Annotated in this window: 28 protein-coding genes; 12 read left to right on the top strand and 16 right to left on the bottom strand. The window is 58.5% G+C overall.

The features are described 5' to 3' along the window. The coding region (locus tag B2P82_RS13885; protein ID WP_290497558.1) for a caspase family protein at window positions 1-1,919 on the top strand (1,919 nt) is incomplete at its 5' end. 72 nt (window positions 1,920-1,991) lie between these two features. On the opposite strand, the gene B2P82_RS13880 is transcribed toward B2P82_RS13885, so the two are convergent. Both B2P82_RS13880 and B2P82_RS13875 read right to left on the bottom strand, forming a co-directional pair. Beyond that, complete coding sequence (locus B2P82_RS13880) at window positions 1,992-2,606, bottom strand: hypothetical protein (protein WP_290497557.1); 615 nt, start codon at window positions 2,604-2,606, stop codon at window positions 1,992-1,994. Between the two features lie 91 nt (window positions 2,607-2,697). Further along, window positions 2,698-3,534, bottom strand: a complete 837-nt coding sequence (locus tag B2P82_RS13875; RefSeq protein WP_206992134.1) for an ABC transporter permease — start codon at window positions 3,532-3,534, stop codon at window positions 2,698-2,700. Between the two features lie 275 nt (window positions 3,535-3,809). On the opposite strand from B2P82_RS13875, the gene B2P82_RS13870 reads away from it, so the two are divergent. The 3 genes from B2P82_RS13870 (at window position 3,810) to B2P82_RS13860 (ending at window position 6,014) form a co-directional block, all read left to right on the top strand. Beyond that, a complete protein-coding gene (locus B2P82_RS13870) occupies window positions 3,810-4,334 on the top strand; it encodes a GcrA family cell cycle regulator (protein WP_034817126.1) in 525 nt (174 codons plus the stop codon). A gap of 116 nt (window positions 4,335-4,450) precedes the next feature. Continuing rightward, window positions 4,451-5,791, top strand: coding sequence for an ATP-dependent DNA helicase (locus B2P82_RS13865; protein ID WP_206992133.1), 1,341 nt, complete (start codon window positions 4,451-4,453; stop codon window positions 5,789-5,791). Between the two features lie 85 nt (window positions 5,792-5,876). Further along, window positions 5,877-6,014 (top strand): hypothetical protein, encoded by a 138-nt coding sequence (locus B2P82_RS13860; protein WP_290497555.1) that lies wholly within the window; start codon window positions 5,877-5,879, stop codon window positions 6,012-6,014. On the opposite strand, the gene B2P82_RS13855 is transcribed toward B2P82_RS13860, so the two are convergent. The 5 genes from B2P82_RS13855 to B2P82_RS13835 all read right to left on the bottom strand — a co-directional run bounded on the left by B2P82_RS13855 (window position 6,011) and on the right by B2P82_RS13835 (window position 9,526). Next, the gene (locus tag B2P82_RS13855) at window positions 6,011-6,241 is read right to left on the bottom strand and encodes a hypothetical protein (RefSeq protein ID WP_290497554.1); all 231 of its coding nucleotides are present in this window, start codon (window positions 6,239-6,241) and stop codon (window positions 6,011-6,013) included. The genes B2P82_RS13860 and B2P82_RS13855 overlap by 4 nt on opposite strands. A gap of 98 nt (window positions 6,242-6,339) precedes the next feature. Further along, the gene (locus tag B2P82_RS13850) at window positions 6,340-6,531 is read right to left on the bottom strand and encodes a hypothetical protein (protein ID WP_034817120.1); all 192 of its coding nucleotides are present in this window, start codon (window positions 6,529-6,531) and stop codon (window positions 6,340-6,342) included. Window positions 6,532-6,693: 162 nt separating this feature from the next. Beyond that, entirely contained in the window at window positions 6,694-7,149 is a 456-nt protein-coding gene (gene dut, locus B2P82_RS13845; RefSeq protein ID WP_034817119.1) for a dUTP diphosphatase, read from the bottom strand. A gap of 56 nt (window positions 7,150-7,205) precedes the next feature. Continuing rightward, entirely contained in the window at window positions 7,206-8,579 is a 1,374-nt protein-coding gene (locus B2P82_RS13840; RefSeq protein WP_290497553.1) for a hypothetical protein, read from the bottom strand. A 68-nt stretch (window positions 8,580-8,647) separates the two neighbouring features. Continuing rightward, the gene (locus B2P82_RS13835; protein WP_206992130.1) at window positions 8,648-9,526 is read right to left on the bottom strand and encodes a branched-chain amino acid aminotransferase; all 879 of its coding nucleotides are present in this window, start codon (window positions 9,524-9,526) and stop codon (window positions 8,648-8,650) included. Window positions 9,527-9,689: 163 nt separating this feature from the next. Here B2P82_RS13835 and B2P82_RS13830 point away from each other — a divergent pair, with 163 nt between their 5' ends. The 4 genes from B2P82_RS13830 to B2P82_RS13815 are packed head-to-tail and all read left to right on the top strand — an operon-like array spanning window position 9,690 to window position 13,607. Next, window positions 9,690-10,049: a MarR family winged helix-turn-helix transcriptional regulator gene (locus B2P82_RS13830; RefSeq protein WP_290497552.1), complete on the top strand. Its 360-nt coding sequence runs from the start codon at window positions 9,690-9,692 to the stop codon at window positions 10,047-10,049. Further along, window positions 10,046-10,729, top strand: coding sequence for a response regulator (locus tag B2P82_RS13825; RefSeq protein ID WP_034817113.1), 684 nt, complete (start codon window positions 10,046-10,048; stop codon window positions 10,727-10,729). The genes B2P82_RS13830 and B2P82_RS13825 overlap by 4 nt, the downstream gene beginning before the upstream one ends. Before the next feature lie 4 nt (window positions 10,730-10,733). Continuing rightward, entirely contained in the window at window positions 10,734-12,029 is a 1,296-nt protein-coding gene (locus B2P82_RS13820; protein WP_290497551.1) for an ATP-binding protein, read from the top strand. A 30-nt stretch (window positions 12,030-12,059) separates the two neighbouring features. Next, entirely contained in the window at window positions 12,060-13,607 is a 1,548-nt protein-coding gene (locus B2P82_RS13815) for a bifunctional GNAT family N-acetyltransferase/carbon-nitrogen hydrolase family protein (protein ID WP_290497549.1), read from the top strand. Here B2P82_RS13815 and B2P82_RS13810 read toward each other — a convergent pair. Together B2P82_RS13810 and B2P82_RS13805 are read right to left on the bottom strand one after the other, a co-directional pair. Beyond that, a complete protein-coding gene (locus tag B2P82_RS13810; protein ID WP_290497547.1) occupies window positions 13,604-14,293 on the bottom strand; it encodes an SOS response-associated peptidase in 690 nt (229 codons plus the stop codon). The genes B2P82_RS13815 and B2P82_RS13810 overlap by 4 nt on opposite strands. Before the next feature lie 3 nt (window positions 14,294-14,296). Further along, the gene (locus B2P82_RS13805) at window positions 14,297-15,199 is read right to left on the bottom strand and encodes a lysophospholipid acyltransferase family protein (protein WP_290497545.1); all 903 of its coding nucleotides are present in this window, start codon (window positions 15,197-15,199) and stop codon (window positions 14,297-14,299) included. Window positions 15,200-15,440: 241 nt separating this feature from the next. Between B2P82_RS13805 and B2P82_RS13800 the strand changes: the two genes are divergently transcribed. The 3 genes from B2P82_RS13800 to zapE all read left to right on the top strand — a co-directional run bounded on the left by B2P82_RS13800 (window position 15,441) and on the right by zapE (window position 17,717). After that, window positions 15,441-15,875, top strand: coding sequence for a response regulator transcription factor (locus B2P82_RS13800; RefSeq protein ID WP_034817104.1), 435 nt, complete (start codon window positions 15,441-15,443; stop codon window positions 15,873-15,875). 103 nt (window positions 15,876-15,978) lie between these two features. Beyond that, window positions 15,979-16,584 (top strand): rhomboid family intramembrane serine protease, encoded by a 606-nt coding sequence (locus tag B2P82_RS13795; protein ID WP_206992124.1) that lies wholly within the window; start codon window positions 15,979-15,981, stop codon window positions 16,582-16,584. A 5-nt stretch (window positions 16,585-16,589) separates the two neighbouring features. Then, window positions 16,590-17,717, top strand: coding sequence for a cell division protein ZapE (gene zapE, locus B2P82_RS13790; RefSeq protein ID WP_290497543.1), 1,128 nt, complete (start codon window positions 16,590-16,592; stop codon window positions 17,715-17,717). Here the strand turns inward: zapE and B2P82_RS13785 are convergent. The 6 genes from B2P82_RS13785 to gntA form a co-directional block, all read right to left on the bottom strand. Further along, window positions 17,671-18,813, bottom strand: coding sequence for an acyltransferase family protein (locus B2P82_RS13785; protein WP_290497541.1), 1,143 nt, complete (start codon window positions 18,811-18,813; stop codon window positions 17,671-17,673). The two genes, zapE and B2P82_RS13785, sit on opposite strands and share 47 nt — an antisense overlap. A 185-nt stretch (window positions 18,814-18,998) precedes the next feature. Next, window positions 18,999-19,364, bottom strand: coding sequence for a hypothetical protein (locus B2P82_RS13780; protein ID WP_290497539.1), 366 nt, complete (start codon window positions 19,362-19,364; stop codon window positions 18,999-19,001). A gap of 124 nt (window positions 19,365-19,488) precedes the next feature. Beyond that, window positions 19,489-21,210 carry an EAL domain-containing protein gene (locus B2P82_RS13775; protein WP_290497537.1) on the bottom strand — a complete coding sequence of 574 codons (1,722 nt, stop codon included), beginning with the start codon at window positions 21,208-21,210 and terminating at the stop codon, window positions 19,489-19,491. Window positions 21,211-21,343: 133 nt separating this feature from the next. Continuing rightward, entirely contained in the window at window positions 21,344-21,886 is a 543-nt protein-coding gene (locus tag B2P82_RS13770) for a DUF421 domain-containing protein (RefSeq protein WP_290497536.1), read from the bottom strand. After that, complete coding sequence (locus B2P82_RS13765) at window positions 21,886-22,479, bottom strand: DUF1989 domain-containing protein (RefSeq protein WP_290484577.1); 594 nt, start codon at window positions 22,477-22,479, stop codon at window positions 21,886-21,888. The genes B2P82_RS13770 and B2P82_RS13765 overlap by 1 nt, the downstream gene beginning before the upstream one ends. After that, on the bottom strand, window positions 22,476-23,150 hold the full coding sequence (gntA, locus tag B2P82_RS13760; protein ID WP_290497535.1) for a guanitoxin biosynthesis heme-dependent pre-guanitoxin N-hydroxylase GntA: 675 nt from the start codon (window positions 23,148-23,150) through the stop codon (window positions 22,476-22,478). The genes B2P82_RS13765 and gntA overlap by 4 nt, the downstream gene beginning before the upstream one ends. 318 nt (window positions 23,151-23,468) lie before the next feature. On the opposite strand from gntA, the gene rpoH reads away from it, so the two are divergent. Beyond that, window positions 23,469-24,377, top strand: a complete 909-nt coding sequence (gene rpoH, locus B2P82_RS13755; RefSeq protein ID WP_206992117.1) for an RNA polymerase sigma factor RpoH — start codon at window positions 23,469-23,471, stop codon at window positions 24,375-24,377. Here rpoH and B2P82_RS13750 read toward each other — a convergent pair. Continuing rightward, on the bottom strand, window positions 24,374-24,967 hold the full coding sequence (locus B2P82_RS13750) for a hypothetical protein (protein WP_290497533.1): 594 nt from the start codon (window positions 24,965-24,967) through the stop codon (window positions 24,374-24,376). The genes rpoH and B2P82_RS13750 overlap by 4 nt on opposite strands. Window positions 24,968-25,019 lie beyond the last annotated feature (52 nt).

Genomic DNA, 25,019 nt, shown 5'->3' with positions numbered 1-25,019 from the left:
CACCTCCGCCACCTCCGCCACCGGCGATGGTCGAAGACGAGCCCGACTGGTCAACAGGATATGGCGAATATGGAGATGCCGGATCCGAGTGGGGCTATTCCGACGGAGAAGACGCCTACGAAAATGAAGCCTCGGCACCGGCTGATGAAATCGACGATATGCGAGAGCTTTACGCAGATGATCCCGCCATGCTTGAGTTGCTCGCAGCCCTTGAGGAAGGAGATTTCTCGGATCTTGAAGCCACCGCGGCGGGTCCGGGCTATTCCGAAACCTGCCAAGCGGAGATTTCCGCACCCCGGACCTTGCTCGTTACCTGTACGGATATGAATGCCGAGACGTTTACGCAGGCCACCCATCGCATCGATGGCGACCTCGTTACCACGCTGGATGCGCTCGCCATTGATCTTGCAGGAGACGGTTATGAAGTCGGCATCGTCGAAAAGCCGCTTTGTTTCTGGAGCGAGACCGTGACGCTGGACGACGCCCAACTCATACGGCCGTGCCCGGAATGGGACTATCGATATTCAGAACTCGCAGCCGAAGCGGCGAACGATTTCGACAGTGGCCGCATCGCCCACCATGCGCCGGAACAGATGGTGCTCGGCCAGCCCTATTTCCTCGAAGTTGCCATCCAGCCTCTTCAGCGCAACACGAGTGAAGCCGAAGTGGATGAATCGCTACGTGGCATTATGGGCACGGGCCTTGCGCCAGGCAGCTCAGAAAGTGCCATGTCGCTCCGCTTTGACACCGTCCGCGCAAGCCAGGTGATGACGGCCTCGGCTTCCGGCGAGGGTTACGACTTCGTCGCCACCACACCTTCTGAGCAGCCTGTCCTGCCTGGGTCGCCAACGCTCTGGCAGTGGCAGGTCACGCCACGCCAGGCTGGAACGCCTAACCTGACCTTCACCGTATCGGAAACTGTCGACGTGAATGGCGAACGGTTTGCCCGCGCCGTGAAAACCATATCACTCTCAATCAAGGTCACATCGATTGAAGAATTGCTGGTCGATCCGGGGCCGGTTGCTGAAGCAACCTCGATCGCAAGTCGCTCCCCTGCGCCTGAAGCTGACATGGCCTCCACCCTCAGCGGCGCAAATACACTGTTGGCGCCCACCAACGCATCAAACCCGTCAACGCTTTCCAGCCCCGCCGATATTGCCAACGCGGCGACCGGCCTGTTGCCCGACACCGAGATCGCAGGCTGCACATGGGTCGCCGGCCCGAATGCGGACCGTCAGGCAATGGTGCTCAGCAATCTGGCCTATACGCCCCCTGTCAGCCGCCTGACTGTGACCCATGACGATGGCGACCGAATCACCGCGGCACTGACTGGCGTCGGCTTCTCGGTCCTGCAATGCGAAGATCTCGGCCAACGCCAGACGGTTCGCGCGCTGAGTCTGCTCGGCCGCATGGCCAAAGCGCGCAAGGATGCTGGTGCTTACCCGGTCACCTTCTTCTATTATTCCGGTCATGGCGTGAACGTTGACGGTACGAACTTCATCTTGCCGACCGATATTCCCGGCGCGTCACCGGACGATATTCGCGACTTTGGCGTCAGTTTTGAACAGATCTTCAACCGTGTCTCGACCACAGTCGCACCGACTTCGTTCATCGTCTTTGACGCCTGCCGAACGGTAATGGATGATCAGAGCCGTGGCCTCATGCGAGCCTACAGCCCGGTCGGCTGGGCGTCCGGCGTGTTCCAGGCCTTTGCAACGGAACCCGGCAAGACAGCCGCTGATGACGGAGTCTATTCAGAAGAACTCGCCGCCCTCATCAGCACACTCGATGATCCGGCCAATGTCGTGTTCAAGCGTGTCCAGGATGCCGTCGCTGCACGCACTGGACAGAAACAGCGCCCCATCTACACCGATGGTACAACGGGTGGCGACTTTTACTTCGTTCAGGACAGCAACTGAGCAATGGAGCGCAAGAAAGAAGCCGCCGGAACACGGTTCCGGCGGCTCTGAAGTTCAATCTGACAGTCTGCGTTACGGGCTGACCGGCACCGGCTCTTTCGGAGCTTCCGGCTGCGGCGGCTGCGGTGGGACCTCATTCTCGATCAGCGTGTCTTCCGGCTGCGGCGCCGACCCGGACACCGCACAGCAGCGAACCTGCATTTCCAGCACGCGGCTGTTGAAGCGGCACTGCGCGTCATTGATCTCTCGCAGGATAGACATGCCCCCTGCCCGATAGGTGTAGCGGGTTTGCGTGCAGCTGGTCAGCGCATAGCCAGGCCGGCAGGAACCCGTGTCGGAATTCTGTATAGTGCGGGTTTCGCACTGGACTTCCTTGCCATTAGCCTCTTCGGCCAGCGCCATCGCCGCGTCAGCGCGCGCTCTCGCCGCATCTGCGCTTGCCTGGGCTCGCGCAGCCGCCTCCGTGGCGCTATCCGCCATGTTCCGAGCCTGTGACAGACGCATATCAGTATCGGCCAGGGCGGTGCTGTTGCCGTCGATTTCCATTTTCAGTTTGCAAACAGCCTCGTCGGCCTTGTCCGGATTGGCGCAATATTCGCCGACTGTCTGTTCAGCCGGCATCATCTGGCACCCAGCCAGAAGTGCCGTTGCAGCAATCGCACCTGCGAGGAATTTCCCACTACCCATGATTTTCTCCAATTCTTTCCCCTGCCGGGATTTCCGGCATTCAAGGGGGACGGAACTGGAGCGTCAATGCTGCTCCCGCCTGAGGGGAGTCTTAGGCTTTCAGCTTGTAGCCCGACCGAAACATGAGCCAGACAGCGAATATGCCTGCAACAGACAGCAATCCCGTTACCCAGACCCCAACAATCACGGAGCTGTTGGCAACGCCCAGGAAACCATACCGAAACCCGTCAATCATGTAGAAGAAAGGGTCCAGCAGAGCCATTGTGTAGAAGGGTTCCGACATGACCTTGATGTCGTAAAACGTGCCCGACAGGAATGTGAGCGGTACGATCACGAAATTGGTCACGGCAGACAAGTGGTCGAATTTGTCGGCCCAGATCCCACCGATGGCACCTAGTGCGCCAAGCGCGATCGCAGATGTGATGCTGAACCACAGGATTGGCCAGACATGCGCCACGCTAAGATCAGCAAGGCCGCTGAGTTGGATGCCGATGGCGGAAATAAAGGCGACGAGCAGGCCGCGCACAACCGATCCGCCGATAAAGCCGATGGTCAGCTCCATGGGGGAAAGCGGCGGCATCAGGAAGTCGACATAGGTGGAATTGAACTTCGCCTGCACGAGGCTGGAACTTGTGTTCTGAAACGCATTCTGCAGGATCGCCATGACAATCAGGCCAGGTGCGAGAAACTCGATATAACTCAGCCCCTCGAAATCACCCGTCAGCCGACCGCGCTCGCCGAAGGCCAGCTTGAAAACCGTCATGAAAAGAAGTGTCGTAACGACCGGCGCAAACACGGTTTGCATCCACACTTTCAGGAAGCGGCCGATCTCGCGCTTGAACAGGGTCCAGAGTCCCAACCCGTTCATTTTGCCATACTGGCGGACAAGGCGATGGGCGGAGGTCTGGTCAGCAGCTGTATCGGTCATGCGCAGTATCTAGGTGTCCTTGCCTGAGTCTGCGAGGGGCAAGACGCGGAATAACTTCGGAAATTTGGCTGCCTCGCTTTTGTCCACAGGCTGATGCAGTTAACCACAATATGTAGAAAGCCTGTGGAAAGCCTGCGCTGCATGTTGTGTTTCGTTTCGCTGCTGATACGATATCTAGGTGCTGAGCGGATGACGTGTATCAAGTCATCTCAATATATAGGGGCTGATGGATCGTAAGTGTTAACGATCTTGAACCGAGCTGGGAGACATCAACCATGTCCTGGACCGAAGAACGGGTAAGCGTGCTGAAGAAACTCTGGGCGGAAGGCCATTCGGCTTCCCAGATTGCCAAACAGCTGGGCGGGGTCACTCGCAATGCTGTTATCGGCAAAGTCCATCGCCTGGGCCTGTCGGGTCGCGCGACACCATCCCGCCCGGTAAAGCGCCCCCCACGGCTGGCCCGTCCGAAGCCGCGCGTGTTGCCTGATGGCAGCGTCAAGGTGGCAACCCCGGCAACTCCGGAGACCGCGGCTCCGCGCCCGGTAGAGCGCACAGAAGTGATGGCGCCGCTGCCGCCGCTGCAACAGGCTGACGGGGAACCCGCATCGATCCTCACGCTGCGCGACTCCATGTGCAAATGGCCGATTGGGGATCCAGCCGATCCGAAATTCGCTTTCTGCGGACGCAAATCTGATTGCGGTCCATACTGTTCCGAACATGCGAAAGTGGCGTTCCAGCCCGCACGCAAACGGGACAGCCGCAAAGGCGCCTATGATTATGTCCGCCGTATTGCCGGCTAAACCCGGCACGCATTCTTATGGCTGACTGGAAGCCCCCGAAGTGTTTCTTCGGGGGCTTTTCCACTCCCGGCAGGGCCACCCTCGCCTTCCGCGCAAAACGCCGTTAAGCCAGACACGTGACCACCGAAACCACCCCCGACACCATCTATGCCACGCCCGCAAACTGGGTCGCCACCGGCACCGGCGCACAGGGCAATCTGTTCCTCACTGGCCGCGCAGGTACTGGCAAGACCACGATGTTGCGCAAGTTCCTGGCAGGCGCGGGCGAGAAGGCCATCGTGCTGGCTCCCACGGGTGTGGCGGCCATGAATGCCGGCGGGCAGACGATCCATTCCTTCTTCAAATTCCCACCACGCCTGATCGAGCCCACCGACATCAAGCGGCTGCGCTCGACACGGCTGGTCAAGGCTATCGACACGATGATCATAGACGAGATCTCGATGGTCCGGTCTGACATGCTGGATGCCATCGACAAAAGCCTGAAGCTAAACCGCGCCTCCAAACGGCCCTTTGGCGGCGTGCGCATGATCCTGTCGGGCGACCTGCACCAGCTGCCTCCGGTTGTCTCGGGCCAGGAAGCGCCGATCCTGCGTGAGCGCTATGGCGGAAGCTATTTCTTCAACGCACCTGCCTTCAAGGATGCCGAATTCTCCCTGCTGGCCCTCAAACATGTGTTTCGGCAGGCCGAACCTCGCTTCCTCGCCTTGTTGGGCGCGCTGCGCACCGGACGGGTCACGCCAAATGACGAGGCCGTGTTGCGCGGACTGGTCAGCACGAGATCTGCTGTCGAAGCCTCTGAAACCCATGTTGTCCTGACGCCCAACAATGCCAATGCCTACCGTATCAACCAGGCCCGGCTCGAAGGCTTGAATACACGATCGCAAACATTTGAGGCTGACGTGCAGGGCCAGTTCGATGAGAAGGCCTATCCGACCGAAGCCGACCTCGAACTGAAGGAAGGCGCGCGGGTGATGCTGATCAAGAATGATCCCGAAGGGCGCTGGGTGAATGGGACTCTGGCCACAGTCGCCGGGTTTTCCGGAACCCGCGTAATTGTCGAGATCGACGATCATGTCTACGAAATCGAACCGACGGCCTGGGAAAAATACCGCTACGAATTGGACCCCGAAACCAAAAAAGTGAAGCGCGAAGTGGTCGGCACATTCAAACAGATGCCGCTGCGCCTTGCCTATGCCGTGACCATCCACAAGGCACAGGGCCTGACGCTCGACAAGGTCTTCATCGATTTCGATTCAGGTATGTTCGCCCACGGACAAGCCTATGTCGCCTTTTCGCGTGCACGATCTCTAGATGGCTTGTCGATCAGTCGCGAGCTGCGTCCGCGAGACCTCGTGCTGGACCGGGAGGCTTTCGCTTTCGGCAAGCTCGACACGATCGAAGATACCGATGCCTATCTGCTCGCACGCTTCGCTAAGGCCGATGGCGCCCTGATTTAGGCCATTCCGAGGCATTAACCTTTCACACACAATGACGCCGCATTCTGATCATCTCTTATACTCCGCAACAAGAGAAAGACACGTCATGAATGCCATCATTGAACGCCGTCAGCGTCGCTGCCTGCTCAGGCGCGACATGGGCGCAGCAAGAGAACGCAAGACGCTGTCACAAGTGGCTGCACAAAGACGGCGTATGCGCATCCCCGGCGGCGGCGGCAACTAGGCCAGCTTGCGAATTTCTTCGGACAGCTGACGCTCCTGATCGGTTACGATCTTTTCCAGAACCCGAACACGTTCCTTCAACCGGTCGACCTCACCGAGGACGCGCCGGATGTCTTCGTCCGCGCCCTTGTCGGATTTGGCGTTGGCTTTCAGTTTCAGATAGTTGTTCACCACACCTGCGCCGACTGAAATCAGCACAATGAGGACGACCATGACAATCGGGTCCATTCGGTAACTCCCCTTTGTATCGTTTTTCGATATATACAATTCAGGCAAATCTTACAAGAAAATTTGCCGCCTGTCGCGGACTGGAACTTGGCCAGGTCTTAGCGGAGGCCGTCGATCTCGCGACGCAAACGACGATCCCGGTCGAGAATGATGGCTTCCAGCGTGCGCACACGCTCGGCCAGATTGGCGATCTGATCGGCATCTGGTGACGCTTCAGGCGGGCGGGACTTCCCGGACCGCGCGAGTGAGACGATCACCAGAACAAAGACAAGAAAGACTAGGAAAGACAATGAGAGGCTCCTTTTCTGACAAGACGTTGGTACGAAAGTCAGTCGTTTGGAGCTCCCCGTCTGTTAGATGGATCCGCAATTCGGCGAATGCACCGCTCTCCTGAACTTATCGATATTCAATATGTAAGGAGGGGTGAACACATGTTCAAGAAGAAACCCGGATTATCTTCCGGTTGAGCCAAATCCGCCGGCGCCGCGGTCCGTCTCGTCCAGCGCGTCCACTTCTATCCATGCCAGTTGCGTGACCGGCGCAAGAACCAGTTGGGCAATGCGTTCGCCGCGCTGGATGGTAAAGGCATCCTGTCCGAGATTGATCAGGATCACCTTGATCTCACCGCGATAATCGCTGTCGATCGTGCCGGGCGTGTTCAAACAGGTCAGGCCATGCTTGGCTGCGAGGCCGGAGCGCGGGCGCACCTGAATTTCATAGCCTTGCGGAATGGCCACTGACAGGCCGGTCGGGATCATCGCCCGCTCACCCGCCTGCAGCAGGATTGGGTCTTCCTGCGAAACAGCCGCGCGGACATCCATGCCGGCTGAACCGATGGTTTCATAAGCTGGCAGGTCTAGCCCCTCGAAATGGGGCAGCGGGCAGACGGAGACAGTAACCTTGTTCATACTCTGAGCCGTTGGCGGAGTCGCATATTCGAGTCAAGCAGATAGGGCTGCGGGCGCTAGTCTTCGTCCTGATGCGCCTCAAAGACCTCGTCTTCCCACTCCATCGTGTCGCCGCGCATCAGCTGATCGTGCTGGCGCTCGGACTCCGGCTTGCGGTCCATGAAGATCGTGTTGTCGATCCCGTCCAATGTGGTTTTCGGAATGCCGTCATTGCGTTTCAGGAAGCTCTCAAACGCGGAATCATCCGGCAGGGTTGAGCGCAGCTGGCCGTCATAGGTGCCGTCGAGCCGGTTCTGCTCGTCCCGGTCGAGGCCGGCATTGGCGGCGTCCTTATAGGCTTGTTCGGTGGCATCGAGATCGCAATTGGCCTTGAGTCGCTGTTCTTCGGTGAGCTTGTGGCAGAGTAGCGCGCCCAGTGCGCCGCCCCCTCCCCCGGCCGTAGCTGGCGGCAGGGAGAACTCGATGCCCGGCACGCGCACGGGGGGCGGGCGTCCAAAAGGTTGGGGCCTGGCAAAAGGCTGCGCCGTGGTGGCAGGCTGTTGCACGGGTGGCGCAAGGGTCTGCAGCGGCGCATCAGATGGTTCCGGCAGGATGATCGCTTCGTCCGGGTCAGGTTCCAGCTCCGCGACATCGGGCAGGTCCACCTCGGGCACCGGTTCAGGCTGAGGCTCCAGTTCGAGCGGCGCTTCCGCAGCAGGCTCCATTTCGGGGTCAGGCACAGGTGGTAGCGTTTCCTCAACGGGCTCTATTTCAGGTTCAATCTCCTCGACGAGGTCTTCCGGAATCTCTTCAGGTTCTTCTTCAGGGATAATTTGAGGCAGGTCTTCAACGGGTTCATCGGAAGCCGTTTCGGGCAACACCTCAGGCAAGACTTCGACCTCAAGGTCCGGCTCTGCGTCTTCAAAGGGAGCTTCCAGCGTGTCCGGAAGCTCGTCCGGCAGCTCCTCCGGGTCTTCCATGGCCGGTTCTTCAGGAATGACTTCGACCGGCAGGCCTGGCTGAGGATCCGGCAGCACCTCCTCCTCTACGGCAAGCGGCAAGGGCTCCGGCTCAGGAATGGGGTCGTCGATGACGAGGTCCACCGGCGCTTCGGGCGGAGGCAGGGCCTCTTCCATGACCAATTCCGATTCCGGGATCGGCTCAGGATCCGGCTGGGGCAACGGTTCCGGATCCGGTTCGGGGAGAGGTTCGGGCTCGATGTCCGGCAGCGGCTCCGGCGGCAATTCCGGAACTGGCTCTGGCTCTGGCTCTGGCGGGAGTATCGGTGGAAGCTCGACGATGTCCACCTCCAAAACCACGGGCTCAGGAGGCGGGGGAAGCTTATGTCCGAAGGCGATGGCAAAGAGAAACAGGATCAGGCCATTGAGGCCCAATGATCCCGCCACGAAGGGAAGGCGCTCGCGCGCGAACTCTTTCCAGGCTCCACCCATGGGCCAAAGCCCTAGCAGCCAGCCCTTAACGGCCTCAGTTACTTTTCGTACAGCTTGCGCCGTGCCGCCTATAGCGCCAACTCCAGCCGGCCATTGACCAATGCGGTGTAGTCATTGACCAGCGTTTCGGAGATCTGGCCCGGCTTGTAGACATGTTCGCCAATCTCGGCGACCGGCGTGATTTCCGCTGCGCTGCCAGTGATGAAGCATTCCGAGAAGGTCGACAGCTCATCCGGGAAGATCGCCCGTTCGATCACTTCGATGCCGCGCTCCCTGGCCAGCTTGATCGCCGTTTGGCGAGTCAGGCCATTGAGGAAGCAATCCGGGGTCGGCGTATGCAGGGCACCATCGCGCACGAAAAAGATGTTGGCTCCGGTCGCCTCAGCCACCTGACCGCGATAATCGAGCATCAGGGCGTCGGCATAGCCATCGCGCTCTGCGGCATGCTTGGACAGGGTGCAGATCATGTAGAGGCCAGCGGCCTTGGCATGGCAGGGCGCGGTGTCCGGGGCCGGACGGCGCCACTTGGCATGTGTCAGGCGGATGCCCTTCATCTTGTCGGCAAAATAGTCGCCCCAATGCCAGACCGCGACCGCGAGATGGATCGTGTTGTTCTGGGCTGACACGCCCATCATCTCAGACCCGCGCCAGGCCAGTGCGCGCACATAGGCGCTCTCGAGACCCGATTTCGCCAGCGCCTCGGTCTTGGCCTGTTCGACCTGATCAACAGAAAACGGGATTTTGAACCCCATGATCTCCGCTGAATTGTGCAGGCGCTTGGAATGGTCCAGCGAACGGAAGATCTTGCCGCTATATGCCCGCTCACCTTCAAAGACGGAGGACGCATAGTGAAGCGCATGCGTCAGGACGTGGACTTTGCTGTCCCGCCACGGCACGAATTCCCCATCCATCCAGATATAACCGTCACGGTCGTCATAAGCAGACATAATAGTTCAGCGCTCCTCGCTTGCACTTATAGCATTTTCGCGTTCATTTCAGAACATGGCCCCTGACGTCAACCTGAATAGACCTTTCGATCCACGCCTTTTCCTTATGGATCAGGAGCTTGATAGAGGTGTCGGACTCCTGCTGGCAGGAAGCGCCGAACTGATGAGAGCCGCAGAAGAGGCACGGCACAAGGCAGGGCTAAGCAAGCCAGAACTGCAAATACTCATGGCTGTCCGCTACTCACCCGGTCAAGCCGTGGGCGAACTGCGCGATGCGTTGAGCATGACAGTACCAACTTTCGCCCGCATCATCGGCGAATTGGACAAGCGCGGCCTGATCGAGCGCGAGCGTGAACAGGCAAGCGACAAGCGCCGGCGCACGCTGAACCTGTCGGATGCGGGCACCACGCTGACCACCCAGATCACGATCGTATTGCGCGAGCGGCTGCGCCTGGCCTATCGCGCCGCTGGCCCGGATGCGGTTGAAGGGGCGCGCAAAGTGATGGATGCGCTCGTCAAATGAACCAGGACACCGCTCATATTCTCGTCGTCGATGACGATGACCGCATTCGCGACCTGCTGAAGCGATATCTCACACGTGAAGGGTATCGCGTAACCTCGGCGTCCGGAGCGGACGGCGCGCGCAAGATGATGTCATCAATGGAGTTTGATCTCGCCATTCTGGACATAATGATGCCGGGTGAAGATGGTCTGTCGCTGCTGAAATCCATGCGGGAGGGCCGCAATCGGGAAACGCCCGTCATGCTGCTGACCGCCAAAGGTGAAGCGTCCAACCGGATCGAAGGGCTGAAGCATGGCGCAGACGACTATCTCGCCAAGCCGTTCGAGCCGGAGGAGCTATCCTTGCGCTGCGCCGCCATCCTGCGCCGATCGCACAAGGCCGAGCCGCCCGAAGAAGTCGAAATGTCCGGCATGGTATTCAATGCAGAACGCGGCGAGTTGAAAGAGGGCGATACGCGCATCCGTCTCACCGAGGCCGAATTGCAATTGCTGACGGTATTGGCCTCAAATCCGGGCGAGCCGGTGAGCCGTGAGGAGCTGGCCTCCCTGACTTCAGCGGGGATGGAGCGCTCTGTCGATGTGCAGGTGACGCGCCTGCGCCGCAAGATCGAACCTAATCCGAAAGAGCCGATTCATATCCAGACCGTGCGAGGCGTCGGATATCGCCTCATGCCGGACTGAGCCGATGCTGCGCCTGAGGGATATCACACCGCGCGGACTGTATGCCCGCAGCATGTTGATGGTAATCGCGCCGGTTGTGCTGATCCTGTCGCTCATGTCGTGGTATTATTACGACAGCCATATTGCGGAGGTGAACCGCAAGCTCGCCCAATCCATCGCGCGCGATGCGAGCCTCGTCCAGGCATATTGCGACCGCCGCGAGGAGTCCGTGCTGGACCGCCGGACCATAGATGAGCGCCTGGACCTGACCTTCACCTGCGACAGCGACTCAGCCAGCCTCGACCGCCGAAGCTATGTTGAGGTTTTCTCCTATAGCGGCACGCTGGACAAAGAGCTGGAGACCCGGCTTGGCGTACCGGTGGAGACGGCATTGAACCCCCAGGACTCAATGCTGCATCTCCGCTTCGCGTCGGGGCCCCGCACAGTTGAAATCATTGTCGAGCGCAAACGTGTGCTCGCCGCCAATACCCACATCTTTATTGTCTGGGTGATCCTGTTCTCCCTGTTCATGGTTGCACTGGCCATCGGCTTCCTGAACCAGCAGGTGCGCTCGATCCTGAGCTTGTCAAAGGCCGCGCGAGCGTTCGGTCGTGGCCGGGATGTGCCGGACTTCCGCCCGTCTGGCGCCAACGAAGTGCGCGAGGCGGCCCGGGCGGTAATCGACATGAAGAACCGGCTGACCGCCTTTGCGGAACAGCGCACCGCCATGTTGGCCGGGGTCAGCCATGATCTGCGCACGCCGCTCACCCGGCTGAAGCTGGCGCTGGCCATGATGGACGAGACCGATGACATCAGAGCCGCGCGGGCCGATCTTGATGACATGTCCATGATGCTGGACGAATATCTCACCTTTGCGCGCGGCGAAGAAGGCGATGAGCCGAGCGATTTTGACCTTGCCGAACTCTTGCGCGACGCCGCCGCGGGCTTTGGCCCGCACATTACCGTAACCGGACCCGATCATGTACAGGTCAATGGCCGTCGCTTGGCACTCAAGCGCGCTGTGACAAATTTGATCTCCAATGCGACAAAATTCGCGACCGCCACACAAATCACTCTTGTGAACGGTCCGCATGCGGCCGATATACACGTCGATGACAATGGACCGGGCATTATCCCGGAGCTGCGCGAGGATGCTTTCCGCCCTTTCATGCGGCTGGATGAGGCCCGCACCCAGAATACACCGGGCACAGGGCTCGGATTGACCCTCGCCCGAGATACGGCGCGCGCGCATGGCGGAGATCTTCGCCTCAGCGACAGCCCTCTCGGTGGCCTGCGGGCCAGCCTGCGCCTGCCCCATTGAACCTTATCCCTCCAGAGACATTCCTTCGCCATGAGCAATAGCAAAGCAAAACTGATCATCCGCAATGCAACGCCGGATGATATCCCCGGTCTTCAGGGCCTCTCGGCGCGCGTTTATGGCGAGGGCGAAGAGTATTCCCGCGACCACCTCATGGCGCAGATCAACCGGTTTCCGGATGGGCAGTTCATCGCTGAATATGAAGGCCAGATTGTTGGCCATTGCGCCACCTTCATGATCGCGTCCGAACATGCCTTTGGTCCGCACACATGGATGCAGATTACGGGCGGCGGATATGCCGCCCGTCACGACCCCGAAGGGGATGTGCTCTACGGCATGGATGTCGCGGTCGACCCGGCGTTCCGTCGCTTGCGCATTGGCCAGCGTTTCTACAAGGCACGGCGCGAACTATGCCAGTGGCTGGAGCTGAAAGGTATCGTATTTGCCGGTCGGATGCCCGGCTATGCTCGCCGCGCCAAACAATATCCCAACCCGGAAGACTATGTGAAGGCGGTCCGCGAATCCAAGCTCCGCGATCCGGTTATCACGTTCCAGCTGAATCAGGGGTATGAGCCGCTCGGCGTACTGCGCCATTACCTGCCGGAAGATATCGACTCCATGGGACATGCCACGCACATGTTCTGGGAGAACCCACTGGCGCAGGAGAAGATCCAGACCAATACGAGCTTTGGCGACACGTCCCTGCCCGAACGGGTGCGGATCGCCACGGTCCAGTTCCAGATGCGCCGGATCACTTCCATCGACGAGTTTGAAGGACAGGTCGAATACTGGGTCGATATCGCGTCAGACTATCAATCCGACTTCGTAGTCTTCCCGGAAATGCTGACACTGCAATTGCTGTCGCTGTCTGAACGCCCGCTCGGCCCCGTCGATGCGATCTCTCAGATATCTGACTATACGCCGCGTTTCGTTCAGTTCATGGAGAAGCTGGCAGTTTCCTACAACATCAACATCATTGGCGGAACGCATCCGAGCCAGATGGCGAATGGCGAAATTCTCAATGTCTGCCACGTCTTCCTGCGCGACGGCTCGGTCCATACCCAGCAGAAGCTGCACCCGACCCCGTCCGAGCGCCATTGGTGGAACATTCAGGGCGGTCGTGGAAACTCCGTGATCCAGACCGACTGTGGCCCGATAGGCGTGATGATCTGTTATGACAGTGAGTTCCCCGAAATTGCGCGCCACCTTGTCGACCAGGGCGCGCTGATGCTGTTCGTGCCCTTCTGTACCGACGAGCGGCGCGGCTATTTGCGGGTGCGGTATTGCTGTCAGGCCCGTGCGGTCGAGAACCAGTGCTATGTCACCATGTCCGGGGTTGTGGGCAACCTCCCGAATGTCGAGAACATGGACATTCACTATGCGGAGAGCTGTATCCTGACGCCATCCGACTTCCCCTTCTCACGCGACGGCGTGGCGGCAGATACGGCCCCGAATACGGAAACGATTGCGCTGGCCGACCTGTCCATTTCAGACCTGCTCACAGCTCGTCAATCCGGCGCGGTACAGAACCTCAAGGATCGCCGACTGGACCTTTATCAGGTGGCCTGGAAGAAGAACTAGGTTTCTTCTATCAACTGGACGCCCTGATTGCGGACATTTCCCACGGCAGGATTTACAGGCCATGCGTGCATGTCCTCGGTTGGGAATGGTTCGTAGAGGTGTTCCACCTTGCGATTGTCAGCATCCAGCCATGTCCGATAGTCCGACGGATGAAGGATGACCGGCATGCGTGTGTGCAGCCCCGCCATCAGGTCGTTGGGCTTGGTGGTCAGGATGGTGAATGTGTCGATCTCGGACCCGTCGATCATGGCGCGGTCCCATAACCCTGCAAAGCAAAACCATCGCCGGTTTCGCAGGCCGATAGCAAAGGGTTGCTTCTTGCCCTTCGAGCCTGTCCATTCATAGAAGCCGCTGGCCGGAACAAGACAGCGATGATGCCGGAAAGGCCCGCGAAACGTGTTGGACGCTTCAAGACCTTCGCTGCGCGCATTGAACGTCGAGAATTTCTTCTCGCTCAACGGCTTTTTCCACCAGCTGGGAACCAGTCCCCACATGGCCGGAGCCATCTGGATGGCGTGACGCGGCACATCCTCGCCTTCCGGCGCCATGCGGATGATGGGCACATACTGGGTGGGCGCAATATTGTACGCAGGCTCCGGCGGCTGGATGCCGTTCGGGTGAATCAGATTCAGCGCATTGTGGTATTCCTCCCACGTTACGCCATGCCGGAAGAATCGTCCGCACATACGCTAAGGCTCGAAGACTGCGGAACGGTCACGGCCCAGATCATAAGCGACGTGGTGCTTCAGTTTTTCTGTGAGCTCGATGGCGTCGCCTGCCAGTTGGTCTGGATGAATCATCTGGCCGAACGTCATACGCACTTGCGCGCCGCGCTTGTTCAGCAGCTCGTGAAACAGGGTGATGTCACGCAATTCCGGGTTCAGCTCGCTGAGAAAGTAAAAGAGCCTCGAATTCCACGCATCGAGATTGAGCGGCAGGACGGGTGTCTTCTGTTTCCGCGCGAGGCCGACCACGGTAGAGAACCAGTCCTTCTCGACCAGCCGCCCGTCTTCCTTCTTTGCAAGCCGCCCCGACGGGAAGATGACAACGCATTTTTCCTCGGCAAAGGCCTGCCCTGCCCGCTTCAGGGTTTCGCGCGTCTTGGCCGGGGTGCGCTTCTCGGCCACCCATTCGACCGGGATGATGACATCCTGAAAGTTCGGATTGACGCGAATGGCATCGGCATTGGCAAAGAATACGATATCCTGCCGAACTTGCTTGAGCAGGTCCCAGACCGCCACACCATCTGCCAAACCGGTTGGATGGTTGGCCGCAATGATAACCCGGCCAGCACTTGGCAGTCTCTCGAGACCGTCGACCTCAAGAGAGAAGTTCAATTGGCGTGAAAGATGATCGAACGAGTCCCGCCCGTTCAGCTGCATGATGGTGTCGGCCATTTCCCGCGCGCGGCGATAGCCGAGCGTCTTGTAGAGAACCGGACGGACAAGCGGCCACGACCAGCTGCCGCGCAGTTTCGGGCAGCGTTCCTCAATCAGCGTATCGACGATATGCTGGTCATTATTTTTTTCTGCATCAAGAAATGCCGATCCTCTCAAAGTAGAGGATTTTGCGATCAGGCTCTCGTCGCTCATGGTGCGTGGGCCACTCCGTTCTCCCTTTATATACATAGGGGTTGGGGCGAATCCCTCAAAGCGGGAACTACAGGGGAATGGCCGTTCGCGCAGGCCACCGGAACGCTGCATTGTGTTGAAATATAAACACTTCGGAAAGTTTCGCTTTACCAAGACGTAAGAGCCACGTGCCATTGTGAACGCCACAGGGGGGTTGGCTTAAGGCTTTCCTTCGCGGGCAAACAAATCGGGAATAGTGTAGATGAAAGTTCTTTGGGTTGAAGATCACGAGCCAGTCAGAGACATGCTGGCGATTGCCGCGGACAAGGCTGCGCGCTCCCGCGTGCAGGTTGACTTGGTCATGGCGCCGACCCTGATGATGGCGGAAGCCCGGTTGCGCCTCGAAAGATTCGATCTCGTCGTGCTCGACCTCGGCCTGCCAGACTCCTTTGACCCGGACATGACCATCGCGCGGGTTGCCAATATGGGCAAATACCGGATTGCAGTCGTCTCTTCGATGGATGTGCGCGACCAGGCTGTTGAGTCTGCCCTGCGCTGTGGCGCGAACATTCATCCGCAAGCTATTTTCAAGGCCACTCTGCCATTCAATCGCTTCATCCAGCGCCCCGATGCGTTTGAAGACTTCCTGATGGACCTGATGCCAGCCGCTGAAACCACGGCCGTCCGCGCGGCCTAATCCATGCGGGCGCTTGCGAAGCGCCCCTTCCCCTTGCTAAGCCGCCTAGGATACGTCCGGGCGGCTTTTTGCTGGGCGACACAGGAAAAAGGCGGCACCCCCGATGATGGAATATCCCGTGACGATCAGCCTGATCGCGGCCAATGTCCTCGTCAGTCTGATTGGCCTGTCAAACCGCGCTTTCTTCGAGGACAACAATTTCTGGATCGCGCCGATCCGGGAGGGCCGCCAATGGTGGCGCTTCGTGACTTCAGCCTTCCTGCATGTGAACAGCACACATTTGCTCATCAACATGTTCGTCCTGTGGCAGTTTGGCGGAGTGCTGGAACGCGAACTTGGCGCAACAACATTCCTGATCATCTATTTCGGATCGTTGTTTGCAGGAAACGCATGGGAATATATCGACAAACGCGACCAGCCCGACTACCGCGCCGTCGGCGCGTCGGGCGCGACGTCCGGTATCGTGCTCGCGTTCAGTGTGCTGGCGCCGTTTGCGGTACTGTACCTGCTTTTCATCTTGCCGATGTGGGCGATTGTTGCGGCAGTTCTGTTTATCTCGGTCAGCTTCTTCCTGTCGCAACGCCCTAATACGATGATCGCACATGGCGCGCATTTGGGCGGCGCCTTGGCCGGTGCGGCGTTGACCTTCCTGCTGGTGCCCGGAGCCTGGAGCGCACTGCTGGCCCAGATCGCCGAGCGGCTGGGTTGACCCGAATGACCACCGTCCTTGAGAAATACAAAGCCCGCATTGAGAGCGGCCAGCTGACGCCGGACCCGGTTCAGGCAACCGCCGCTGCGGCGCTGAACGATCTGGAACACAGACTGGCCAACCGCAAGACCGGCGGCTGGTTCTCGAAAGCCGAAACCGTCACGGGTCTCTATATGTGGGGCGGCGTTGGTCGGGGCAAATCCATGCTGATGGATCTATTCTTCGAGAGTGCACCGGTTGAAGCCCGCCGGCGGGTCCATTTCCATGAATTCATGGCCGAAGTGCATGACCGGCTGGATGCCTGGCGCAAGCTTTCGCAAGACGACCGCAAGCGGTCCGAATGGCGCGTAAAGGGAGCGGGCGACGATCCGATCGCGCCAGTGGCGAAACAGATCGCCTCCGAGGCGAGCCTGCTCTGCTTCGATGAGTTCCAGGTCACCCAGATTGCTGATGCCATGGTTCTGGCCCGCCTGTTCGAGGCACTGTTCGACATGGCAGTCACGGTGGTGGCGACCTCGAACCGCCACCCCAATGATCTCTACAAGGATGGGATCAATCGCCCCCTCTTCCTACCCTTCATCGAGCATCTGAAGGCGCATTGCGAAATTCTGGAACTCGCCTCGGAGCGGGATTACCGCCTTGACCGCCTGATCGAAGCGCCGGTCTGGTATTCGCCATTGGGCCCCGAATCCGAGGCCGCGCTGGACCGGGCCTGGGACCGGCTGACCCTTGGGGCAGAACCACAGCATTGCGTGCTGACGGTGAAAGGCCGCAAACTGGAAGTCCAACGCGAAGCGGCGGGTGTGGCGTGCTTCACCTTCGAGGAATTGTGCGCCCGGCCGCTCGGGTCGCGGGACTATCTGGCCATCGCCGTAAACTTCAACACGGTGATCCTGTCAGGCATTCCGACGCTGGGACCAGAAAACCGCAACGAGGCGGCGCGCTTCGTGGCACTGATCGACGCGCTCTATGAAGCGAAGATCAAATTGGTGGCCAGCGCAGCCGCCGAGCCGGAAAGCCTTTATCCCGAAGGCGATGGCAGTTTCGAGTTCGAACGCACGGCCAGCCGCCTGCATGAAATGCGGTCTACGGATTATTTGTCCGAGGCCCGTGTTGAACTGGAAGCTGACTAGACGCCGCCTGACGCAAGGCGTCTGCAAGGCTGAGTTGGCCAGACAGGTTTTTCGGCGCGCCGAACTTACGCGAGATATAGCGAACCAGAGGGCGTTCCAGGTATAGGTGCGCGACAACGGACGCGATTGTGCACCCGATCACGAACAGGAGCGCCATGATCCAAGGCGGCAGGAATTCCGGCAGATGCAGGAATTTCGCAACCGGCACACCGGCGGTCATCATTGGCATATGCACAAGATAGAGCATGTAGGACGCGTCGCCGACCAAACGAAGGCTGCGCGGAATGCTCAGGCGGCCAGCGGTTTCCATTGCGGCGAGCGCGGCAATGATCGCGCTGGCAGAGGCACCGAACAGGACCGTGCGCACACCAAACCCGATCTCGACGGGGCGATAGATATCGTTGAGCCCCGTCATCAGGAAGACCAGCAAACCGCCGACCAACAGGCCGCGCGCTGCATTCCGTCCCAGATGCTGGAAGGACACCGCCGCCAGACCGCCAAACAGGAAGATCAAATTATAGGGTGAGAACAGGAAGTCCGCCGGGAACAGTACGTCCTGGCTAAATACGGTGAGCGCGCAGGCGGTAAACCACATGCTGAGGATGCCGAGACCGATCCAGCGATGCAGGATAGCGAGGCCGAATATGGCGTAAAACAACATTTCATGTTGCAGGGTCCATGAAACCTGAAGAATCGGAGTGTCTTCCATTGGCACAAGGAAGAGGTTCGGCAGCAATTGCCCAAGACCCGGCATATAGCCAAGTCCGACGGCCGGGATCAGGGCACCGGCCAGGACCATCGGGATGAGAACCAGCCAATAGGCCGGATAGATGCGCGAGACCCGTTTGATCGCGTAGCTATAGGCCTTTTGAGGGGCACCAAAATCCCGACGATGGATGTAAAGCATCAGGAATCCAGACAGGGCGAAGAAGAATTCAACACCCGAATAGCCCATATTCGCTACAGGATGTAGCGCTTCGCCCGTTTCCGCATAAAGCCGCTTTGGCAAGATGAAGATATTGAGGTGATAGAAGACGACCATGAGCGCAGCGATGGCGCGCCCGCCCTGCAGTGATGTCAGATGAGGAAGACGCATGCGCGTGTCCTTTTCGGTATGGCACCCGGGATTTCGGAGCCGCCAGACCGGATTCAGGACCAGCAGCGACAATGCCGTTCGTCCTGTGACAGGCAAATCGTGTACCAGCCCGCCGGAGCGACCTGCGCCTGCAACGCCCGTGAAGGCGCTCGGTGGACAAGATCAGGAATTCGCAAGCGCCCGGGTCAGGTATCCGGGGGAGGCAGGCGCAACTCGGCATCATGCGGGCGAATCATCGGAAATAGCGTTGTTCCGACGCGATGGTCGCCTGCATCATGCGCAGGCGCGGGTTCGGATGCGCTGCCCATCGCGACCTGACAGGCCTTTGAGAGGGTGAACGCCAAAGGGTCAGGCCGCGCGACTGTTGGCGTATCCCCGATTGCCGCGATCCAGACATTCCCTCGCGCATCGCACATGGTGAGGAACGGCGTGCCGCGACCTCTCGTTCGGCGCACATACAGGCGCAGAAGGATGAGCTGCAGCCATATCCAGAAACGGAATGGCTGAAGATGCGGCTTCAATACCGGTGGGGGCGCAAACAGGCTGTCCATCCGCGCAAGTATATGTCCGGCGCATAGAGGCGACGGATACGTTCTCGCGGGCACCCATACTGGCGACAGGCGCAACGAATTCCTTGCGGGACAAGGACGCGATTATGCCCTGAAGAAGGCTGCTTCAGCCCGTCCGCACATTGATATCGGGCGTGGTCATCTCCTGGCAAAGCACGGCCCGACCAATGAGGTAGCCCTGTATGAGATCACAATTGCGCGCGGCGAGCTGTTCGAGTTGCCAGCTGGTTTCCACGCCTTCGGCGCAGCTGATCAGATTCATCTCGCGGCACATCTTCAGACTGCCAGTCAGCACTTTGGGCAGGACACCGGAATCGCTCTTCTTGCCGAGCAGGCTCTTGTCGAGCTTGACCTTCTTGAAGGGCAATTCCTCCAACAGGGAGAGCGAGGAATAGCCGGTGCCAAAGTCATCCAGAGCCAGAGAGACCCCTGCCCCGACAATCTTGCCAAGCACGTGTTTGCTCGTATCGATGTTCCTGAAAAGGACGTTTTCTGTGATTTCGAGTTCGATCCGTTCAGGCGCTATGCCATGGCGACGGAGCGCGTTCAGAAAATGGTCAGCAAATTCCAGCGACGTCAATTGAGAGGGAGAAACGTTGAATGACAGGAAGCTGGTACCCCCGGGCAACCAGCGCAAAGCCTGGTTCAGCATGGACCAGAAGAAACTGTCGATCAGGCCAAGGCGTTCCACTGCCGGCATGAATTGCTTGGGCGAGGGCTGCCGGCTGAGGCCGCTATGCGGCCAGCGCGCAAGCACTTCATAACCGGCAATTGAGTGACTGTGCAAATCCAGAATCGGCTGAACTGCCGGCTGAAAGCAATTGTCCTTGACCGCCCCGATAATGGTCTTGTCGAACTCTTCGGCATCCATATCCGCCATGTCTTCACGGCGATCGAATACCGCAATCCCTCCGCCCTCCGACTTTATCCGGATCATGGCCTTGTCGGCTGCGTACATCAGATTGGCCTTGTCAGCCGCGTCATCCGGAAACGCAGCGACCCCGATGGAGGCGCCGACCGTGACCAGCCCCAGATCGGTTTCTATCGGAGAAACCAGAGCACTTTGGACAAGCGCAGCCAATGCCAGTGCGTTATCGCCAACTGATGGAATGATAAACGCAAACTCATCTCCACCAAGGCGACAAGCATACTGACAGCCCTCCATCTCCGACAGGCGCGTGGCGAGAACCTTCAGGACATGGTCCCCTATCGCATGCCCATAGCGATCATTCAGGGGCTTGAACCTGTCCAGGTCGATCAAGGCGCACATGAAGGGCTGGCCCTGTGCCACCAGAGCCTCCATTTCCCGCACAAAGGCGCGGCGATTCAGGATTCGGGTCAATGGGTCTGTGTCGGCAAGCTGGCGGATCTTGCGCTCGGCGCGCTCACGCTCCTCGATCTCGGCCTTGAGTTCAGTCAGCATACTGGCATGAATTTCGGTAAGGGCATGGAACACACCAAGCGCGTTGAGACATCCGGCATAGATGCCGTCTTCATGCGCAAGGATCAGACCGTTGGTGAGCAGGTCTGATTTGTCCCGGATACTGCCGAATACGGTCGCGGCATCCTCCGATAGCTCCATCACCAGCACGTTTCGATCCATTATGCCGGACGCACCCTTTTTCTGATTCAGGGCATAGCCGAACGGATTTGAGATCAGGCGCTGGAAAGCCTGAAGGGATACAAACCCTGTCGGCTTGCCATTAAAATCGACAACCGGGCACAGTGTCGCTTCAGGGTTCTTGACGAAAAACGCGGATACCGCATCAAAGCTGTCTCCGAGAGAGAGCGGCTCAAAATGCATCCATGACGTGGAGCGAAGTCTCATAATAAACCCATCTGCCCCACCCAAAAGGCCTTATGGGTTCTCGCTATCATCACAGTCTGAAAACTTTGTAACCAGTAATAGCCACAACAGCGTACAAGACTTTGACTTTCATGAATTTATTGTGACGCACACTTCAGGAGTGGCCCGGAACTCCGACGACAGATTGGGCAAGATGTTCGGGCGATACATTCGCATTCTTGCGCGCGACCACGCTGAATGACGCATCCGTTTCGAGCACGACCAACTCAGCTTCGGCAACGCGTGTCAGGCCATTCTCACGCAACGCGGCGAGCACTTCGGACTTGGTCAGACGCTCATCGCGAATATTCTGCATAAGGTACTGACCCCGATATACCAGAAGTCGTGGACTGGATTTCACAAGCCACTCCACAGAGTCGCTGCGCGCCAGAACGAATGTCAGCCCCCATTGAATAAACAGGAGGACTGCAATGGCGAACAGGGCTTCGACGGCCGTGACGGAATTCGAGGTGATGCCCGCTCCAGCGATTGAGCCCAGCGCCACGGTCACCACCCAGTCAAAATTGTTCATCTGAGACGTAGACCGCTTTCCAGCGAGCCGGATGAAAGCGATGATGGTGAAATATATGACTGGGGCGGCAAGCGCGATACGGACAAGATCTTTCCATCCGTCGTAATAGATTGCTGAAATATCCATCAGTCGACTGCCTGCACGATCTCATAATCTATCGGCTTGTAGCGAAAATTATTGGACTCTCCTGCGGAGCAGCTGGTCATGCCGATCAGAAGGTCCATGCAGGCTTCGAACGTAATCGACTGCCCCGCTTTGCTCAGAGGTGGCAAAACCTTGATCTCGCCCGTCTGAGGATCTGTCGCGACATGCATGAAGATGTTGAACGCGATCGGAATATCATCGGGGCCTATGCCGTATTCGGCCAGGGCTGCTTCGAGGTTTTCCTGACAACCACCTTGGGGATCAGCTTCATTGTACAGCTTACGGAACGTATCCTTCGAGCAGGGCGTCAGCGTGAAATCATGACGGCCGACCTCATCCTCGACAATTTTCAACATGTCACGGCTGCGATTGGAGTAGAGCATGTCTCCCGTGGTCAGGAACATGCGCCCGGCATAATCGAGGGAACGCCCGGATGAAATCACTTCCTTCCGGTCGTCCAGATTGTAGGCGACCATGTCGCTGACTTGTTCGCCTTCGGGATCTGTCACAGTCAGGCGTTCGCCCTTGCGCAGGATGAAGGCCGTGCCGGATTTCGGGGGGATACGGTGACTCATTTCGCAGGCTCCTGCGGGGTGAACGGACATTTCCACTCAGGACCGACTTCGCGGCCTGAATATTGCGCGGCTTCAGACCCCCGGCCGAAATCTGCCAGCATCGGATTAACCGAACCGGCGAGCGCCTTGTCGCGCTCTCGAATGATCTGCTTCATTTTCTCGAACCGGCCATCCTGGCGCAGGCGTTCAAATTGCTCATGCGAATTGAAGACAAGCGCAGGAAACTTAAAACGACGGGCTGGTCGGGATGCGTTCGGGTGCAGGCCGATGACGAAGAAGGCCTCGCCCAGCAAGCCCATCGAGAAATGTGCCGATTCCGGATCACGCTCCGCGCTCTCGGCCCACCCCCTGCCCTCGACCACATCGAGATTGTGCAAGGATTGAAGTCGATTCCAGAGCGCACGCTCGAATTCAGTCTCTGACAGCTCGGTCGGCCCCGTGAAGATGGCGACGAAGGACTGAACCACAGGGGAGCTGAAATCGAGCTCCTCGATAAACTCTTCCAGTGCGCGCCTGAGATTGATGTCACCTGCAGCGGAATCTATGTCGCCGAATTCCGCGATGACCAGCTGATCGCGAACCATTGCCGATTTTGCCCCAATACAGGGAAAGGAATCTGATTGCACGAATTGCCGGAAGGCGTCCGTGCGGGTGAGAGTGGTGCTGCCCATTTGGTTGTGTCCTGTCATATCTGGGCAATCAACCCCGCAACCTTCAAACCGGTTCCGCAACTTCTGACAGCAAGGTGTGGCAGCCTTCTGGATCACTTTGCCGCCACAAGATATACTTTCTCGTAAGCGTGAAATCAGACGCTTGAACCCCCTTCAAAAGCAGGGGCCGAATGCTTATTTATGTTAAACCGCGATGACATTCATGCGGTTTATACGGGGCGACGCCGCCGCCATGCGGGGCTAAACGTCAGGAAGAAGATCTGATTGCCGGAACGATCGCCGCAATGCGGGGTTGGTCTGCAAAGGAGGAGATTAGATATGGCGAACAAAACCGCCAGTGCGAGTGTGGCACTCAGCCCGGAGCAGGGCCTGAGCCGTTATCTCACCGAAATTCGTAAGTTCCCCATGCTCGAGAAGAATGAGGAATTCATGCTCGCGCGGAAATGGCGCGAACAGGAAGATACCCAGTCTGCCGAGAAGATGGTGACATCCCACCTGCGTCTCGTTGCGAAGATCGCAATGGGCTATCGTGGCTATGGCCTGCCGATGGCCGAAGTGATCTCCGAGGGCAATGTCGGTCTTATGCAGGCCGTGAAGAAATTCGACCCTGACAAGGGTTTCCGGCTGGCAACCTATGCCATGTGGTGGATTCGTGCCGCCATTCAGGAATACATCCTGCGCAGCTGGAGCCTCGTGAAACTCGGCACCACGGCCGCGCAGAAGAAACTGTTCTTCAACCTTCGCCGCCTGAAAGGCGAAATGAAGGCTCTGGACGAAGGTGACCTTCGCCCTGAACAGGCCCAGTTGATCGCCGAAAAGCTGAATGTGACAGAAGCTGAAGTGTATTCGATGAACGGACGTATGTCCGGCTCGGATGCTTCGCTGAACGTGCCCATGGGCACCGATGGCGACATGGAGTGGCAGGACTGGCTGGCCGACGATGATCAGGGCCAGGCCGAGGAGTTTGCCGACAAGCAGGAATTCAATGCGCGGATGGAATTGCTGACCGCTGCCATGGAAGACCTGAACGAGCGCGAACGCCACATCCTGACCGAGCGCCGCCTGTCGGAAGAGCCGAAAACACTTGAAGAACTGTCCGAGGTTTACAGTGTTTCGCGTGAGCGTATTCGCCAGATCGAAGTGCGCGCGTTCGAAAAGCTCCAGAAAGCCATGAAACGTATGGCCAAGGATCAGGGCCTGCCGAACATGGCCCCCAACCCGGCTTAGTGACCGGTCAGGTCCGAATACGCATCTTCGTCCAGCTCAGACGGCCCGCTTAACAGTGGGCCGTTTTTCATTGGACCCACCGCGGCAGAATTCAGCGACCATTCTCCCTGCTCTCTTGACCAAAGTGTCATCAGACATGCCGAATAGGCTCCGCGAATGAACCTGCCCGCAGCCACATAGGGATGAGAACCGATTTCAGACTCGCAAATTATGTCTGACGGCTTTCTTGGAGGAATCTGGACTTCACAGATCAAGGGATCAGGCTGAGGGCCAACAATTGATCTGGCTGGAGCGCGGCGACACTCGGGAAACCCCACATGTACCTGCTCGTGCGATTCCCGCAGTCTATGGACAAGTCCTATATCATCTTCGCTCAGCGAGCTGAGGAGAATTGGTGGAGCCTCTGCCCCGCTATAGCGGGTCATTTCCAAATTTAACTGAAACTGTTTGTCCGTAACGTGTTCCAACATCGCCTTGCGGTGCATGCGGTTTCCTGCAGAGATCGCGACCACGCAAAACGCGACCAGCAACAATACAAGGATGAGCCTATGGTGCCAAAGCACCACAATGGTTTTCATCATGATATTCATGCGTCCCCCCGGCCCGCCTGCAAATCCTTCGCAATCTCCCTCTATCTATTTT

The organism is Hyphomonas sp. UBA4494, from assembly GCF_002388935.1.
Taxonomy (GTDB): Bacteria; Pseudomonadota; Alphaproteobacteria; order Caulobacterales; family Hyphomonadaceae; genus Hyphomonas.
Note: the sequence above shows the minus strand (reverse complement) of the source record. Positions and strands in the feature narration are given on the sequence as shown.